We start from the raw sequence: 16,772 nt of genomic DNA on the forward strand, positions 1-16,772 counted from the left end.
CCGACAGGTCAGCACCCCAAGTCGGCATCGGCTTGCGCTCAAACAACTCAAGGGCCTTGAGGCGACGCTGCAGCATCCACTCAGGCTCGCCCTTGAGATTGGAGATATCAGTCACCACCTCCGGCGAAATCCCGCGGCGAGCGGAGGCACCAGCAGCATCGGAGTCGGACCACCCGAACTCGTAGACACCGAGCCCCGCAAGTTCGGGGCGGTCAAGAAGGACGTCAGACATATTTACCTCTTCTGCCACCCCGGCAACCCGGATATTAGTCCGGTCGTTCCCAGAATGGCCTCCAGCGGAGACCCAGTCAGGGATCGGTTGTGTGGGCGGCTACGTTGCGTACCTAAGATGTTTAAGGACGACGCGCGCCGCGGTTGTGGCAACCGCAACGTTCCCGCCCATGAAAAACTTAATTCTACAGGCTGGCGACGGGTTCAGCAGTGCGATCCGGCGTTTTCACATGTGGTCATCGAAGAGGGAGCAGAACCGGTGAATCGAATTACGGCGTGGTTGCCGACCAGGATTGACAGGCGTGTGCGTGTGATCGCGTGGATCTACCTCGCCGCCCAGATTCTGCTGGTCGGGACGGGAGGCCTGGTGCGCCTGACCAGCTCGGGCCTCGGTTGCCCCACCTGGCCCAAGTGCACCGCGGACTCAGTGGTCAACACGCCCGAGATGGGCATCCACGGCTACATCGAATTCGGCAATCGCCTGCTCGGAGTTGCCCTCGGCCTGGTCGCGATCGCGGCCTTCCTCGCCGTGGTGCGCCTCCGCAAGGAACGCCCCGACCTGTTCTGGGTCGCCCTGCTCGCGGGGTTGGGCATCCCCGCGCAGGCCGTTATCGGCGGCATCAGCGTTCTTGCCCAGCTGAACCCCTATGTGGTCGGCATCCACTTCGTGATCTCCGTGATCCTGGTCCTGCTGTGCACCGTCTTCGTGCACCGGGTCTACACCGGCCGGGTGCGGCGCACCCTCGCGGTTCCGGTCTGGTATCGGACGCTGGCGTATGCCACGAGCGCCGTCGTGTTCGTCACGATCCTCGTCGGCATTCTCACCACCGGCTCGGGCCCGCACGCCGGGGACGCGGATGCTCCCCGCACGGGCCTTGACCCCGAAATCCTGCAGCACGTGCACAGCTGGCCGGCCTACGTCACCGTTGCCCTCACCGTGGTTCTCCTCGTCGTGGCCTTCTCGCGCGCTCTGCCGACGCAGGGCTGGGCCCTTCTCCTTCTGCTCGTCGAGGCCATGCAGGTCGGCGTCGGCCTGATCCAGTCCAACACGGGGCTCCCTGCCGGGTTGGTCGGCATCCACATGGTGCTCTCCTGCGTGCTCGTGGCCATCCTGACCGCGCTCGTCCTGAACCTCAGCAAACCGGTGGACGTGCGGGTGTCCCCCAGAGCGACCACCCCCGACTTGGTCGGTCGCCGGTAGCGACGTAAGTCCTCGTCGTTTAGTTGTGATCATCACGGCCCGAACGCCGTGCCCGGTGTCGAACGGGAGCTGCGGGCTAGAACGGGAGCAGCGGATCAACTCCGACGGCCAGGAACAACAGGGTGAGATAGGCGATCGAACCGTGGAAGAGGCGCATCGGCGACACCTCCACGTGACGGATCGCCAGGCCGTACAGCCGGTGCGTCTCGGAGATGAACCAGGCGCCGGTCACCAGGGCCACAAAAAGGTACAGCAGGCCCATGTCCGCGATCGGTACGAGCAGGAGCGAGCAGGCGACGGTCGCCCAGGCGTACAGGATGACCTGTAGGCCCACCTGGCTGCGGCCGCGCACGACGGCGAGCATCGGCACCCCGGCGGCCTGATAGTCGTCACGGTATTTCATGGAAAGCGGCCAGTAGTGCGGCGGCGTCCACAGGAAGATGATCAGGAACAGGACGAAGGGCGGCCATGACAGGTCGCCGGTCACTGCGGCCCAGCCGATGAGCACGGGCATGCAGCCCGCGATGCCGCCCCAGACTATGTTCTGGGCCGTGCGGCGTTTCAGAACCATCGTGTAGAAGACGACATAGAGCAGGATGGCGCCCAGCGACAGGGCCGCGGCGAGCCAGTTCGTGAAGGCCAGCAGCCAGAGAATCGATGCCAGGCCGACCAGCCAGGCGAACACCAGGGCCTGCCGGTCGGTGAGTTCCCCCGTGACGAGCGGGCGATTCTGGGTACGCTTCATCAGCCGGTCGATGTCCCGGTCGACGTAGCAGTTGAACGCCCCGGCAGAGCCGGCGCTAAGCGCACCGCCGATCAGAGTTGCCACGACCAGCCACAGGCTCGGGATGCCCTGTTCGGCCAGGATCATCGTGGGAGCGGTAACCACCAGGAGCAGTTCCACGACCCGCGGCTTGGTCAGCGAGAGGTAGGCCCTTGCCGTGCGCCGGAGCGTGCGTGGGGCGCTCAGGATGTGGGTTTCGGCGGCTCCGGGCAAAGCTCCTCCAACGCTGGTGACAGTGACTGTGATTCTAGGCGAACTGTCGGAACCGAAACCGTCGACGGGCCGCCCGGGGTGCGTCACGAGACGACACATCACGGGTCCGAACCGGCGTTGCCTATACTGGGGGTGCTCGCCAATCTCGGTGCATGCATGCTGATCCACCGGAACCGGGCATCTGCTGCGACACCGTGATGACGCTGATGTCCTCGGGCGCGCACAATAGCGGGTGCGGGTTCTCAGCAACCTTCTCCCCTGTCTTCAGAAGGGTCAATACCAAGTGGCAGCACTGCAGTGGGATTCAATTGACAGCAAGGCGGTCGACACCGCGCGCCTCCTCGCGGCCGATGCCGTGGAGAAGGTCGGGAACGGGCATCCCGGTACCGCCATGAGCCTCGCTCCCGCGGCCTACCTCCTGTTCCAGAAGGTGATGCGGCGTGACCCGTCCGACAACGAGTGGATCGGTCGGGACCGTTTCATTCTCTCGGTCGGCCACAGCTCGCTCACCCAGTACGTGCAGTTGTACCTCGGTGGCTACGGACTCGAGCTCGAAGATCTGAAGGCTCTGCGCACCTGGGGTTCCAAGACGCCCGGGCACCCGGAGTACGGCCACACCGACGGGGTCGAGATCACGACCGGTCCTCTGGGCCAGGGTCTGGCCTCCGCCGTCGGCTTCGCCTACGCCTCCCGCTTCGAGCGCGGACTGTTCGACCCGGAGGCGTCGGTCGGCACGAGCCCGTTCGATCACTTCGTGTACGTGATCGCCGGCGACGGCGACCTGCAGGAAGGCATCACGAGCGAGGCCTCCTCCCTCGCCGGCCACCAGCAGCTCGGCAACCTGATCGCGATCTACGACAGCAACCAGATCTCCATCGAGGACGACACCAACATCGCCTTCACCGAGGATGTCGCGGCCCGCTATTCGGCCTACGACTGGCACGTGCAGACAGTCGACTGGAAGCAGACCGGCGCCTACGTCGAGGACATCGCCGCACTCCACGACGCGATCGAGGCGGCCCAGGCAGTCACCGACAAGCCGTCGCTGATCATCCTGAAGACCATCATCGGCTGGCCCAGCCCGAAGAAGCAGAACACGGGCAAGATCCACGGCTCGGCGCTCGGCGCCGAGGAGCTGGCCGCCGTCAAAACGGTCCTCGGTTTCGACCCCGCGCAGGCCTTCGAGGTCGCCGACGAGGTCATCGCGCACACCCGACAGGCCGTGGACCGCGGGGCCGTCGCCCACTCCGCCTGGAACGTCGAGTTCGAGGCCTGGGCGACCGCCAACCCTGAGCGCAAGAACCTACTCGATCGGGTGCTCTCCGGCGACCTGCCCGACGGCGTCGAGGCGGCCCTGCCCGTCTTCCCCGCCGGCACGGAGGTATCGACCCGTGCCGCGTCCGGCAAGGTCCTCACCGCGCTCGGCACGGTCATCCCCGAGCTGTGGGGTGGCTCCGCCGACCTCGCAGAATCGAACAACACCACCATCGGCGGTGCTGCCTCCTTCATTCCGAGCGAGCACTCCACCAATGAATGGACCGGCAACCCCTACGGCCGCGTGCTGCACTTCGGCATTCGCGAACACGCCATGGCCGCCATCCTGAACGGCATCGTGCTGCATGGGAACACCCGCCCCTTCGGCGGCACCTTCCTGATCTTCAGCGACTACATGCGACCGGCCATCCGCCTGGCCGCGCTGATGCAGGCCCCCTCGATCTTCGTCTGGACCCACGACTCCGTCGCCCTCGGCGAGGACGGCCCCACCCACCAGCCGATCGAGCAGCTCGCGACCCTGCGCGCCATCCCCGGACTCGATGTGGTGCGCCCCGGCGACGCCAACGAGGTGTCCTGGGCGTGGAAGACGATCCTCGAGCGCCGCCAGGGACCGGCCGGCATCGTGCTGACCCGCCAGAACATTCCCGTGTTTGAGCGCGGCGAGGGCGACGCCACCGGCGACGTGCTCGCATCCGCCCGAAACGTGGCCCGGGGCGCCTACGTGCTCGCTGAGGCTGCGGGCGGCACACCTGATGTGATCCTGATCGGCACCGGCTCCGAGGTGCAGCTGGCCCTGGCGGCCCGCGAGCAGCTCCAGGCCGAAGGCATCAGCGCGCGCGTCGTGTCGGCCCCCAGCCTCGAATGGTTCCGGGAGCAGAGCGCCGAGTACCGCGAGGCTGTCCTGCCCGCATCGATCACCGCCCGGGTATCCGTCGAGGCGGGCATAGCGTTGACCTGGGACAAGTACGTCGGCGACCGTGGCCGCAGCGTCTCGATCGAGCACTTCGGTGCGTCGGCCGATTACAAGACCCTGTTCCGTGAATTCGGCATCACGACGGATGCCGTCGTCGCCGCCGCCAAGGAATCTCTCGCCGCGAACTGAACCCGCTGCGCCGCGACACCACACACCTGAATACCCTGCATTCCAAGGAGATACGAAATATGACTGAGAACACTCCCCTAGCCGAGCTGTCATTGGCCGGCGTCAGCATTTGGCTGGACGACCTGTCCCGGGAACGCATCGCTTCCGGCGGCTTGGCGAACCTGATCGACACGAAGAACATCGTCGGCGTGACCACCAACCCGACGATCTTCGCCGGCGCCCTCAGCAAGGGCGAGGCGTACGCGGAGCAGGTGGCCGCTCTTGCCGCCGCCGGCACCAGCGTGCACGACGCCGTGTTCGAGATCACCACCGACGATGTGACCGCGGCCAGCGATATCTTCCGCCCGGTTTACGATCGCACCCGCGGCGTCGACGGGCGCGTGTCGATCGAGGTCGAGCCCGGGCTGGCCCACGACGCGGCCGGCACGGTCACGCAGGCCCAGGAACTGTGGGCGAAGGTCAATCGACCCAACGCCATGATTAAGATCCCCGCAACGGTGGAAGGTCTCGAGGCGATCACCGCGACGATCGCCCTCGGCATCAGCGTCAACGTCACCCTGATCTTCAGCCTCGAACGTCACCGCCAGGTCATCAACGCGTACCTGTCCGGCCTGGAGAAGGCCAAGGCGGCCGGCCTCGACCTCAGCGTGATCCACTCCGTTGCGTCGTTCTTCGTCTCGCGGGTCGACACCGAGATCAACACCCGCCTTGAGGTCATCGGGACGACAGCCGCGCTTGCGCTCAAGAGCAAGGCCGGCGTCGCGAACGCCCAGCTCGCCTATCAGGTCTACGAGGAAGCCTTCTCCACCGAACGCGCCCTCGGCCTGATCAGCGCCGGAGCCAACAAGCAACGCCCCCTCTGGGCCTCCACCGGCGTCAAGGACCCCAGCCTCCCCGACACCCTGTATGTGACCAACCTGGTCGCGCCCGAGGTCGTCAACACCATGCCGGAGAAGACCCTCGAGGCCACACTCGACCACGGCGTCATCCCCGCGAACTCCATCACCGGCGCGTACGACGAAGCCAACCTGGTTCTCGACGCACTCGCGAACGAGGGTGTCTCGTACAACGACGTCACCCAGGTACTCGAGGCCGAAGGCGTGGCCAAGTTCATCGTCTCGTGGAATGAACTCCTCGAGACCGTGACCGCTGCCCTCGAGACCGCCACGACGACCAAGAACGGGGCCGCACTGTGAGCTTCCACATCTCCGTGAGCGGCGCGGCGGCCGAGGCCGTTCGCACCACCGTCCCGACCCTGGTGGCCGACCTCGTCGCATCCGGGATCACCGCCCTTGACCCGGCCCTCTGGGGCCCCGAAGCCGAAGCCGAAGCCGCGAAGCGACTCGGCTGGACCGAGTCCGTTACGGATTCCCGTCCGCTGGTCGCGGAGATCCTTGCCCTGCGCGACTCCCTGCGGGCCGGCGGAGTCACCCGTATCGCCCTCACCGGCATGGGTGGCTCGTCGTTGGCCCCCGAGGTCATCACCCGCACCGCCGGCGTGAACCTCACCGTGCTCGACTCCACCGACCCCGGTCAGGTCCTCGCGGCCCTCGGCGAGAACCTGGCCGCCACCGCGCTCGTGGTGTCGTCGAAGTCCGGCTCCACGGTCGAGACCGACAGTCAGCGCCGTGTCTTCGAGCGCGCCTTCCGCGAGGCCGGCATTGACCCGGTCGAGCGCATCATCATCGTGACCGACCCTGGCTCCCCCCTCGACGCGGATGCCCGTTCCGTGGGCTACCGCGTCTTCAACGCGGACCCCACGGTCGGTGGACGTTTCTCGGTGTTGACTGCGTTCGGACTCGTTCCGTCCGGCCTTGCCGGCGTGGACATCGCCGAGCTGCTCGACGAGGCCGAGGCCGTTTCGCTTTCCCTTGCCGTGGACACCGCCGAGAACCCGGGGCTCATCCTGGGTGCGGCCATCGCCGCGACCACCCCGCGCCGCGACAAGCTCGCAATCGTCGAGGATGGCACCCACATCGTCGGTTTCGCCGACTGGGCCGAACAGCTGATCGCCGAATCCACCGGCAAACAGGGCATCGGCATCCTTCCCGTCGTGCTCGACCTGGATGCCCCCGAGCTGACCCTGGACCTGCCTGACCTGCAGGTTGTTCGCCTGGTCTCCGACGCCGGCCGCGACGTGTTCTCCGATAACGGCGGACACGACGAGATCCGGATCAGCGGCACCCTCGGCGCGCAGTTCCTCGTCTGGGAGTATGCCACCGCCGTCGCCGGCCGCTTGCTGGGCATCAACCCGTTCGACCAGCCGGATGTCGAGGCCGCCAAAAACGCGACCCGCGGTCTCCTCGACGCCCGTCCCGAACCGGTCCCCGCCGCGTTCATCACGGACGGAATCGAGATCCGCGGCACCGCGCACGTGATCGGCGCCGCCAGCGACCTGCCCTCCGCTATCGATGCCCTGATCGAGGAGCTGGGCACGGACGGCTACATCTCCGTGCAGGCCTACGTCAACCGGCTGGAACTGCCCCAGCTCGCCGAAATCCGTGATCTGCTGGCCGCACTGGCCAAGCGCCCGGTCACGTTCGGCTGGGGACCGCGGTTCCTGCACTCCACCGGCCAGCTGCACAAGGGCGGACCGGCCACCGGAGTGTTCCTGCAGATCCTCACCACCCCGGACGTCGACCTCGACATCCCGGAGCGCCCCTTCACGTTCGGGGAACTAATCCTGGCCCAAGCCAGCGGTGACGCCAGCGTGCTGGCGGACCACGGTCGCCCCGTACTGACGCTGACGCTGACCGACCCGGCCATGAACATCGCCACCCTGTTCGACGCACTGCGCTAACCCGTTCGGCGCCGGCCCGCGGGCCGGCGCCGAACAACGTGCTCGAACGCCACACCTCGAAGGAGCTGCATGTCCCCGGTGGAAATCACCCCGGAGTTCAATCCACTGCGTTCACCAAACGACTACCGTCTGAATCGCATCGCCGGGCCCAGCAGCTTGGTGATCTTCGGCGTCACCGGTGACCTGTCGCGGAAGAAACTCATGCCGGCCGTCTATGACCTCGCCAACCGCGGCCTGCTTCCGCCGGGTTTCGCGCTCGTCGGATTCGCACGCCGCGACTGGACCAACGAGGACTTCATGAAAGTCGTGCACGACTCGGTCAAGGAGTACGCGCGCACCGAGTTCAACGAGGACGTCTGGACTCAGCTGGCCGAGGGCATCCGTTTCGTGCCGGGGTCGTTCGACGACGCCGCGTCGTTCCAACTGCTCAAGGACACCATCGCGCAACTCGATCGGGAGCGCGGGACGATGGGCAACCATGCGTTCTACCTGTCGATCCCGCCGAAAGCATTCCCGCAGGTCACGGAGCAGCTGCGCCGCTCGGGCCTGGCCGATCAGACGGACGGGCAGTGGCGGCGGGTCGTGATCGAGAAGCCGTTCGGCAGTGACCTGCAGACCGCGCGCGAACTCAACGCCGTGGTCGAGTCGGTCTTCCCGCCCGACTCGGTCTTCCGCATCGACCATTACCTGGGCAAGGAGACGGTGCAAAACATTCTGGCCCTCCGCTTCGCGAACCAGTTGTACGAACCGATCTGGAACGCCAACTACGTCGACCACGTGCAGATCACCATGGCCGAGGACATCGGCGTGGGCGGTCGGGCCGGCTACTACGACGGCATCGGCGCAGCCCGGGACGTCATCCAGAACCACCTGCTGCAGCTTCTAGCGCTAACCGCCATGGAGGAACCAATCTCCTTCGACGCTGCCGACCTGCGCACGGAGAAAGAGAAGGTTCTCGCCTCCGTCCGGCTTCCCGACGACCTCGCCCGTGGCACGGCCCGCGGCCAGTATGCCGGCGGTTGGCAGGGCGGCGAGAAGGTCGTGGGGTTTCTGGACGAGGACGGGATGGACCCCGAATCCCTCACCGAAACGTATGCCGCGCTGCGGCTGACCATTGAGAACCGCCGGTGGTCAGGGGTGCCCTTCTACCTGCGTGCGGGCAAGCGTCTGGGCCGCCGGGTCACCGAGATCGCCGTGGTGTTCAAACGAGCCCCCCAGCACCTCTTCGGCAAGGGAAACTCCGCACCGTTGGGCGAGAACGCCCTGGTCATCCGGGTGCAGCCCGACGAAGGCGTCACCATCCGTTTCGGTTCCAAGGTGCCCGGTGCCGGCATGCAGGTGCGCGACGTGACGATGGACTTCGGCTACGGCCACGCCTTCACCGAGGCCAGCCCCGAGGCCTATGAGCGGCTCATCCTCGACGTGCTCCTGGGCGACCCGCCGCTCTTTCCCCGGCACGAGGAGGTCGAGCTGTCGTGGAAGATCCTCGACCCGATCGAGGAGTTCTGGGCGAAGCAGGGCCAGCCCGAGCAATACCGGCCGGGAACCTGGGGTCCGGTCTCGGCCGACGAACTGCTGTCCCGCGACGGCCGACATTGGAGACGCCCATGATCGTCGATCTGCCCAACACGACCACCTCCAAGATCTCCAAGGCCCTGGTGCGCATCCGCGAAGAAGGCGGCGCGGTGGCCCTCGGCCGCGTGCTTACGCTCATCATCGCGTCCACCATGGGCCGCGAGGAGGAGGCCATCGAGGCCGCGAACGACGCGTCCAGGGAACACCCTATGCGCGTGATCGTGCTGTCGACGATGGACCAGGATGACACGGCCTCCCCACTCGCCCCCCGCGTCGACGCGGAAATCCGTGTCGGCGGGGACGCGGGCGCCAGCGAGGTCATCGTGCTGCGCGCCTACGGTGAGGCCGCCAGCGACCCGGAAAGCCTGGTCACCGGTCTGCTCCTGCCCGACGCCCCCGTCGTGGCCTGGTGGCCCGGTGTGGCGCCCACTGTGCCAGCGGATTCGCCCCTCGGGCGCATCGCCCACCGGCGCATCACGGATGCTTCCGCGCAGCCCGACCCGCAGGCCGCGCTTCATCACCTCTGCGGTTCATACCGTCCCGGCGACACGGACTTCGCCTGGACCCGCCTCACCCTCTGGCGCGCCCAGCTGGCGGCGGTCCTCGACCAGCCGCCCTACCTGCCTGTGACCGCCGTGCAGGTGACCGGTGCCGCGGACTCGCCCTCCACGACACTCCTCGCCGCCTGGCTCGCTCTGCAGCTGCAGGTCTCGGTGGACTACGAGTTCACTACGGGGCCGCTGTCCCACGGCATCCGGAGTGTGCACCTGACGCGCTCCGCCGGGCTCATCTCGCTCGAACGAGAAGTGCCCGACATCGCCAGACTCACCCAGCCCGGCCAGCCCGTTCAGGACCTCACCCTCAAGCGGCGGAGCCTGCGGGACTGCCTCAGCGACGAGCTGCGCCGCCTCGACCCCGATGAGCTGTATGGTGAGGTCATCACGCGCGGCCTACCGCACCTTGACGATGTGGTCGCAGAACACAACGAAGGACGACCGTGACCAACGAACGACGCGTACTTGTGCACACCGATCGCGCGGCCCTGGCCGCCTCGGTGGCCGCCCGATTTATCACAACGACCGTGGACCTCCTGCACGAACAGGGAGAAGTCAACGTGGTCCTGGCCGGCGGCAGCGTCGCGATCGAGGTCTTGGAAGCTGTCAACGCCTCCGCGGCCCGCGACACCATCGACTGGGCCCTGGTCACGTTCTGGTGGGGTGACGAGCGCTGGGTGCCCAAGGAGCACCCCGACCGCAACGAGCGCCAGGCTCGCACCGCCCTACTCGACCACATCCAGATCCCGGAGGCGAACATCCACCCCTTCGCCGCCTCGGACGAAGGAGTCGACCTCGACACCGCAGTCGAGAGCTACGCCGCGTTGCTCGAGTCCGCCTCGATCGAGGGAACCGACCTGCCGCGCTTCGACATCACCTTCCTCGGCGTCGGGCCGGACGGCCACGTCGCCTCCCTATTCCCGCACCAGGCCGGCATCCGCGAACATAGCAAGAGCGTGCTCGCCGTGCGCAACTCTCCCAAGCCCCCGGCGGAGCGGCTCAGCCTCAGCCGACCGGCCCTGAACTCCTCACGGTGCGTGTGGATGGTGCTGGCCGGGCCGGACAAGGCATCGGCGCTCGGTCTCGCCCTAGCCGGCGCCAGCCGCGACGAAGTGCCCGTGGCGGGCATCAAGGGCCGCCGGTACACGAACTTCTTCGTCGACCGGGAGGCCGCTGCGGAGGTCCCCGAGAACCTCACCGCGTCGACGTTCTAGAACAGTCACCCGCTCGGGCAGACCCGCACACCGAGAAAGGCCCCGACCGGAGTCGGGGCCTTTCTCAGTGAACGACAGGCGTGCGCGTCCAAACGTCAGTTCGTCGCGGACAGCTTGCCCCGGCGCACGCGCAACTGCTCCAACGCTTCTTCGAGGAGCGATTCTGCCTCTTCCTCGGTGCGGCGTTCCTTCACGTAGGCAAGGTGCGTCTTGTACGGTTCAAGCTTGACCACCGACGGCGGGTTCTCTTTGTCCCGCCCGGCCGGGAGCCCCGACGACGGGCAGTCGATGGTCACCGGAATCTCCTCATCGGGGAGGTTTGCCGCGAAGTAACGCACGGTCTCGTTGCCGAGGGCGTCCCAGTAGGACACCTTGATGCGGTCCGCGTGAAAACCGCGGTCCTGCTCGCCCATGGGGCCGGCACCGACCCGGGATCCTCTGATTGCGCTGCCACCAGATGCCATTATGTTCCTCCGCTTGAAAAGGGCGTTGTAGCCGATTGACCGGTTGAGCTAGAGCTCGTCGAAACTGTGAAACGGGAGGCTAAAGCCCCGTGTCGAACTTGGTGAGGAGTCCCAGGATTACGATGCAGGTAATCCAGAGCAACCCCAGGATGACGGTGATGCGGTTGAGGTTGCGTTCCGCCACACCGGACGCACCGAGGTTGGAAGTGACACCTCCGCCGAACATGTCGGACAGACCGCCACCACGCCCCTTGTGAAGCAAAATGAGCATGGTCAACAGGAGACTCGTAATTCCGAGCAACACCTGCAGCACAACCTGGAGAATCTCCACGCAAAAACCTTTCACAGTGCGATGGGCCCAAAAAACCCATCAAGATCAGTGATAATCATAGCCTGACTCACGAACCAGCCCACCGACCCCCTGTTGGGGGCCGATGGGCTGCTTCGAGGCCTGCTGCCGAGTTGAGACAGCAGATGTGGTGCAGTTGTCTTGTTACAGACCGACGTGCTGCTGGAACCGGACGATGCTCGAGAATTCGTCGATATCCAGGCTGGCACCGCCCACCAGGGCGCCGTCCACGTTCGGCTCGCGCATGAAGCCCGCGATATTCGAACCCTTCACGGAACCGCCGTACAGGATACGGGTCTTGTCGGCCACATCCTGGCCCAGCGTCTCCGTGAGCACGAGACGCAGTTGCGCCGCCACCTGCTCGGCCTGCTCCGGCGTTGCCGCCTTGCCGGAACCGATCGCCCAGACGGGCTCGTAGGCGACGACGAAGTCGGCCGCGTTGGTCACGCCGGCCAGGGCCGCGCGCAGCTGGGCGACCGGTACGGCGCTCGGGCCGTGCAGTTCCAGGTCCGCGGCAGACTCGCCGACGCAGATGATCGGAACCAGGTTGTGCTTGAGCGCTGCCGTGACCTTCGCCGAGACGATCTCGTCAGTCTCGGCGTGCAGTGTGCGGCGCTCGGAGTGACCGATCAACACATACTTGCACTCGAGCTGCGCGAGGAACGCGCCGGAGATTTCACCGGTGTACGCGCCCGAATCCTGGGCCGACAGGTCCTGGCCGCCGAAGACGATCGGGAGCTTGTCAGCGGAGACGAGCGTCTGCACGGAGCGGAGGTCGGTAAACGGTGGGAACACCGCGACCTCGACCGCTGCGACATCGTGCTTCGCATCCTTGAGATTCCAGGCGAGCTTCTGGACGAACGCGATGGCCTGGAGGTGGTCCAGGTTCATCTTCCAGTTTCCGGCAATCAGCGGAGTGCGTCGTGGGTGTTCGTTTACTGCCATCCGAGGACCTCCAGTCCTGGCAGGCGCTTACCCTCGAGGAACTCGAGGCTCGCGCCGCCGCCGGTAGAAATGTGACCGAACTGGTCATCGGTGAAACCGAGGATGCGCACGGCCGCGGCCGAATCTCCACCACCGACGACACTCAGGCCGTCGACCTCGGTCAGCGCGCCGGCCACCGCACGGGTGCCCTCCGCGAACGGCGCCAACTCGAACACGCCCATCGGGCCGTTCCAGAAGACCGTCTTCGACGACCGGATGATGTCGGCGAACGCCGCACCGGTCTCCGGTCCGATGTCCAGACCGAGACCGGAGGCACCGAACGTGGTGCTCTCGATCGCGTCGGCCGGGGTGACCGCCACTTCGGCGTCTGCCCCAAACTTGGAGGCAACGACGATATCCGTCGGCAGCACGATCCGCACGCCCAGGCGCTCCGCTTCCTGAAGGTAACCGCGAACGGTTTCGATCTGGTCGGCCTCCAGCAGGCTTGCGCCCACCTTGTGGCCCTGAGCGGCGAGGAACGTGTATGCCATGCCGCCGCCGATGAGCAGCGAGTTGACGCGGGGCAGCAGGTGCCCGATGACGCCGAGCTTGTCGGACACCTTCGAGCCGCCCAGAACGACCGCGTACGGCGCTTCGGGCTTCTCGGTGAGGCGGTCCAGGACTTCGAGCTCAGCGGCGATCAGGAGGCCGGCCGCGCTGGGAAGGATCCCGGCGAGGTCGTACACACTGGCCTGCTTGCGGTGCACGACGCCAAAGCCATCCGAGACGAGCACATCGCCCAGAGCGGAAAGCTCCGTGGCGAAGGCGCCGCGCGCGGCGTCGTCCTTGGCGGTCTCCCCCGCGTTGAAGCGGAGGTTCTCGAGAACAACCACGTCACCGTCGGTGAGGGCGGCAACGGCAGCCTGAGCCGACGCCCCGACCGTGTCCGTGGCGAATGCCACGTCCGCGCCCAGGAGCTCGCCGAGACGGTCGGCAACGGGAGCCAGGCTGTACTTGGCTTCCGGTGCGCCCTTCGGTCGACCGAGGTGCGACACGATCACAACTCGCGCGCCCTGCTCGATGAGGGCCTTGATGGTGGGCAAGGATGCCCGGACACGCCCATCGTCGGTGATCTGACCGTCTTGCAACGGCACATTCAGGTCACAACGGACGATGACGCGCTTTCCGCCGAGCTGCCCCAGTGAATCAATAGTACGCAGCGTCACTGCGGACTCCGTTAGAGGCTCTTGGCGACGAGCGCAGTGAGGTCAACCATGCGGTTGGAGTAGCCCCATTCGTTGTCGTACCATGCGGACAGTTTGACCTGGTCGCCGATGACGCGAAGCAGGCCGGCATCGAAGATCGAGGAGTGCGGGTCGGTGACGATGTCACTGGAGACGATCTCGTCTTCCGTGTACATGAGGATGCCCTTGAGGGGACCCTCGGCGGCAGCCTTGTACGCGGCCTTGATGGCCTCGACGGTGACGGGACGCTCGGCAACGACGGTGAGGTCGGTGATGGAGCCGGTGGGAACCGGAACGCGCAGCGCGAAGCCGTCAAGCTTGCCCTTGAGCTCCGGCAGAACCAGGCCGAGGGCCTTGGCGGCACCGGTCGTGGTCGGAATGATGTTCAGAGCGGCCGCGCGGGCACGACGCAGGTCAGAGTGCGGGCCGTCCTGCAGGTTCTGGTCGGCCGTGTACGCGTGGATCGTGGTCATCAGGCCGTGCTTGATGCCGAAGTTGTCGTTGAACACCTTCGCGAGGGGCGCGAGGCAGTTCGTGGTGCACGACGCGTTGGAGATGATGTCGAACTTGGCCGGGTCGTAGTCTGCCTCATTGACGCCCATGACGATGGTTGCCGCCTCGCCGGAGGCAGGAGCGGAAACGATGACCTTCTTGGCACCGGCGGTGATGTGCTTGCGCGCATCCTCAGCCTTGGTGAAGCGTCCGGTGGATTCGATCACAATGTCGACGCCCAGGGCTGCCCAGGGCAGGTTGGCGGGGTCGCGCTCGGCAAGAACCTTAATCGGCTTGCCGTTGACGAGGATGGTGTCTCCATCGACCTCGACGGTGGCGGGAAGGCGACCGGTGATGGAGTCATATTTAAGAAGGTGAGCCAGCGTCTTCGCCTCGGTGAGGTCGTTCACGGCGACGATCTCGATGTCGCTGCCCTGGGCCAGGACGGCGCGAAGATAATTACGGCCAATGCGGCCAAATCCGTTAATACCAATCTTTACAGACACGAATGTCTCCTATTCTTGTGCGCCGAGGCGCGTTGTGGTGGGTGAATCGGACGGGCTGCGGGCCCCCGTGGGGGCCCCTCCTCTCAGGAAAGGAGCAGCAGTCCGGTGGTCTTTTCGCGTGCGATGGTGAAGCGTTCCTGTACGTTGGCCCAGTTGATGATGTTCCAGAACGCCTTCACATAGTCCGCACGAACGTTGCGGTAGTCGAGGTAGTACGCGTGCTCCCAGACGTCGAGCATCAGCACCGGAATCGTGCCGGCCGCAAAGTTGGCCTGCTGGTCGAAGAACTGCTGAATGATCAGGCGCTGGCCGATCGAGTCCCAGGCGAGAACCGCCCAGCCGGAGCCCTGAACGCCAAGGGCCACGGCCGCGAAGTGGGCCTGGAACTTGTCGAAGGAACCGAAGTTGTCCTCGATTGCGCTAGCCAGGTCACCAGTGGGCTTGTCTCCGCCATCGGGCGACAGGTTGGTCCAGAAGATCGAGTGGTTGACGTGGCCGCCCAGGTTGAACGCGAGGTCCTTCTCGAGCTTGTTCACAAAGGTGAGGTTGCCGCTGTCGCGAGCCTCGGCCAGCTGGGCCAGGGCTGTGTTGGCCCCGGTGACGTAGGCCTGGTGGTGCTTTCCGTGATGGAGTTCCATGATGGTGCCGCTGATACTCGGCGCAAGAGCCGAGTAGTCGTAGGCCAGAGCCGGAAGTGTGTATTCAGCCAAGGTGCATCTCCTCTGTAGTTGTCGGCGCGAAACGCTCCGCCACCCGTTCGTGAGCAACCATTCCAGTCTACTCAGGATGCGCTGTGGCTGTGACGAACGTGGATGAACGCTGAACGCCGGGCAGGTCAGACGTCATCGAGGTCGGCCGGGAGGTTCGCGTCCGTGCCCGGGATGCCCAGGTCGGCGGCCTTCTTGTCGGCCATGGCCAGCAGGCGACGGATGCGGCCGGCGACGGCATCCTTCGTCATGGGCGGGTCCGCGTGGTGACCGAGCTCGTCGAGGCTGGAGTCGCGGAAGGAGAGGCGCAGCTCGCCCGCATACCGGAGGTGCTCCGGGATCTCCTCGTCAAGGATTTCCATGGCGCGCTGCACGCGCGCGCACGCGGCCACCGCGGCCTGAGCGGAGCGGCGCAGGTTCGCGTCGTCGAAGTTGACCAGTCGGTTCGCAGTCGCGCGCACTTCCCGACGCTGGCGGAGGGCCTCCCAGTTGAGCACGGTCTCCTGCGCCCCCATCTGCACGAGCATGGCGCCGATGGCGTCGCCGTCGCGGATGACGACCCGGTGCACGCCCCGTACCTCACGCGCCTTGGCGACGACTCCGAGGCGGCCGGCGGCTCCCACGAGGGCCATGGCAGATTCGTTCCCGGGGCAGGTGACCTCCAGCGCCGCCGAACGACCCGGGTCGGTCAACGAGCCGTGGGCGAGGAAGGCTCCACGCCAGACAGCGGCGATCTCTTCCTTCGAGCCCGTGGTGAGCCGGTTCGGCAGACCGCGAATCGGGCGCCGTCTCGCGTCGAGCAGCCCGGTCTGGCGCGCGAGGGTTTCGCCGCCGTCAAGCACTCGCACCAGGTAGTGGCTGGCGCGCCTCAGGCCGGCGGCGGGGATCACGGTCACGTCGCTGCGCACGCCGTAGAGCTCGGCGAGATCTTTGCGCACCCTCCTGGCGAGGAGAGGGGTGTCGAGCTCTGACTCGATGGCGATCCGGCCGGAAATCATGTGCAGTCCGCCGGAGAAGCGGAGAATGGTGGCCAGTTCCGCTGCACGCACCGTGGTCTTTGAAATTTCGACGCGAGCAAGCTCGTCTTTGACGTCGGCGGTGAGTGCCAATCGCTTGTCCATTCTGTCGTCCTGGCCT

15 protein-coding genes and 1 pseudogene are annotated in these 16,772 nt (G+C 66.2%); 7 read left to right on the forward strand and 9 right to left on the reverse strand.

Features of this window, described 5'->3' with window-relative positions; translation table 11 throughout:
* Nucleotides 1–232: pseudogene (locus E3O47_RS11480) on the reverse strand (Fe-S cluster assembly protein SufB); the annotation flags it as partial.
* A 309-nt stretch (nt 233–541) separates the two neighbouring features.
* On the opposite strand from E3O47_RS11480, the gene E3O47_RS11485 reads away from it, so the two are divergent.
* Complete coding sequence (locus E3O47_RS11485) at nt 542–1,432, forward strand: COX15/CtaA family protein (protein WP_241972974.1); 891 nt, start codon at nt 542–544, stop codon at nt 1,430–1,432.
* Between the two features lie 76 nt (nt 1,433–1,508).
* Here E3O47_RS11485 and E3O47_RS11490 read toward each other — a convergent pair whose 3' ends face one another.
* Entirely contained in the window at nt 1,509–2,429 is a 921-nt protein-coding gene (locus E3O47_RS11490) for a heme o synthase (protein ID WP_241986187.1), read from the reverse strand.
* A 283-nt stretch (nt 2,430–2,712) separates the two neighbouring features.
* On the opposite strand from E3O47_RS11490, the gene tkt reads away from it, so the two are divergent.
* From tkt to pgl, 6 genes are all read left to right on the forward strand, one after another.
* Nucleotides 2,713–4,806: a transketolase gene (gene tkt, locus E3O47_RS11495; RefSeq protein WP_104100562.1), complete on the forward strand. Its 2,094-nt coding sequence runs from the start codon at nt 2,713–2,715 to the stop codon at nt 4,804–4,806.
* Nucleotides 4,807–4,865: 59 nt separating this feature from the next.
* Nucleotides 4,866–6,002, forward strand: a complete 1,137-nt coding sequence (gene tal, locus E3O47_RS11500; protein WP_104100561.1) for a transaldolase — start codon at nt 4,866–4,868, stop codon at nt 6,000–6,002.
* Nucleotides 5,999–7,606, forward strand: a complete 1,608-nt coding sequence (locus tag E3O47_RS11505; RefSeq protein WP_104100560.1) for a glucose-6-phosphate isomerase — start codon at nt 5,999–6,001, stop codon at nt 7,604–7,606. Before tal ends, E3O47_RS11505 begins: the two co-directional genes overlap by 4 nt.
* 69 nt (nt 7,607–7,675) lie before the next feature.
* A complete protein-coding gene (zwf, locus tag E3O47_RS11510; protein ID WP_134371577.1) occupies nt 7,676–9,217 on the forward strand; it encodes a glucose-6-phosphate dehydrogenase in 1,542 nt (513 codons plus the stop codon).
* Nucleotides 9,214–10,182 carry a glucose-6-phosphate dehydrogenase assembly protein OpcA gene (locus tag E3O47_RS11515; RefSeq protein WP_104100558.1) on the forward strand — a complete coding sequence of 323 codons (969 nt, stop codon included), beginning with the start codon at nt 9,214–9,216 and terminating at the stop codon, nt 10,180–10,182. Before zwf ends, E3O47_RS11515 begins: the two co-directional genes overlap by 4 nt.
* Nucleotides 10,179–10,949: a 6-phosphogluconolactonase gene (gene pgl, locus E3O47_RS11520; protein WP_104100557.1), complete on the forward strand. Its 771-nt coding sequence runs from the start codon at nt 10,179–10,181 to the stop codon at nt 10,947–10,949. The genes E3O47_RS11515 and pgl overlap by 4 nt, the downstream gene beginning before the upstream one ends.
* Nucleotides 10,950–11,044: 95 nt before the next feature.
* Here pgl and E3O47_RS11525 read toward each other — a convergent pair whose 3' ends face one another.
* From E3O47_RS11525 to whiA, 7 genes are all read right to left on the reverse strand, one after another.
* Nucleotides 11,045–11,413, reverse strand: a complete 369-nt coding sequence (locus tag E3O47_RS11525; RefSeq protein WP_104100556.1) for an RNA polymerase-binding protein RbpA — start codon at nt 11,411–11,413, stop codon at nt 11,045–11,047.
* 79 nt (nt 11,414–11,492) lie between these two features.
* Entirely contained in the window at nt 11,493–11,744 is a 252-nt protein-coding gene (gene secG, locus E3O47_RS11530; RefSeq protein WP_104100555.1) for a preprotein translocase subunit SecG, read from the reverse strand.
* Between the two features lie 162 nt (nt 11,745–11,906).
* Complete coding sequence (tpiA, locus tag E3O47_RS11535) at nt 11,907–12,707, reverse strand: triose-phosphate isomerase (RefSeq protein ID WP_104100554.1); 801 nt, start codon at nt 12,705–12,707, stop codon at nt 11,907–11,909.
* Entirely contained in the window at nt 12,698–13,912 is a 1,215-nt protein-coding gene (locus E3O47_RS11540) for a phosphoglycerate kinase (protein ID WP_134420583.1), read from the reverse strand. The genes tpiA and E3O47_RS11540 overlap by 10 nt, the downstream gene beginning before the upstream one ends.
* Before the next feature lie 11 nt (nt 13,913–13,923).
* Nucleotides 13,924–14,928, reverse strand: a complete 1,005-nt coding sequence (gene gap, locus E3O47_RS11545) for a type I glyceraldehyde-3-phosphate dehydrogenase (RefSeq protein ID WP_104100552.1) — start codon at nt 14,926–14,928, stop codon at nt 13,924–13,926.
* A gap of 83 nt (nt 14,929–15,011) precedes the next feature.
* A complete protein-coding gene (locus E3O47_RS11550) occupies nt 15,012–15,638 on the reverse strand; it encodes a superoxide dismutase (protein WP_134420585.1) in 627 nt (208 codons plus the stop codon).
* Between the two features lie 125 nt (nt 15,639–15,763).
* Complete coding sequence (gene whiA / locus E3O47_RS11555; protein WP_104100550.1) at nt 15,764–16,744, reverse strand: DNA-binding protein WhiA; 981 nt, start codon at nt 16,742–16,744, stop codon at nt 15,764–15,766.
* Between the last annotated feature and the right edge of the window lie 28 nt (nt 16,745–16,772).

Source organism: Cryobacterium sp. TMT2-17-1, from assembly GCF_004402765.1.
GTDB lineage: Bacteria > Actinomycetota > Actinomycetes > Actinomycetales > Microbacteriaceae > Cryobacterium > Cryobacterium sandaracinum.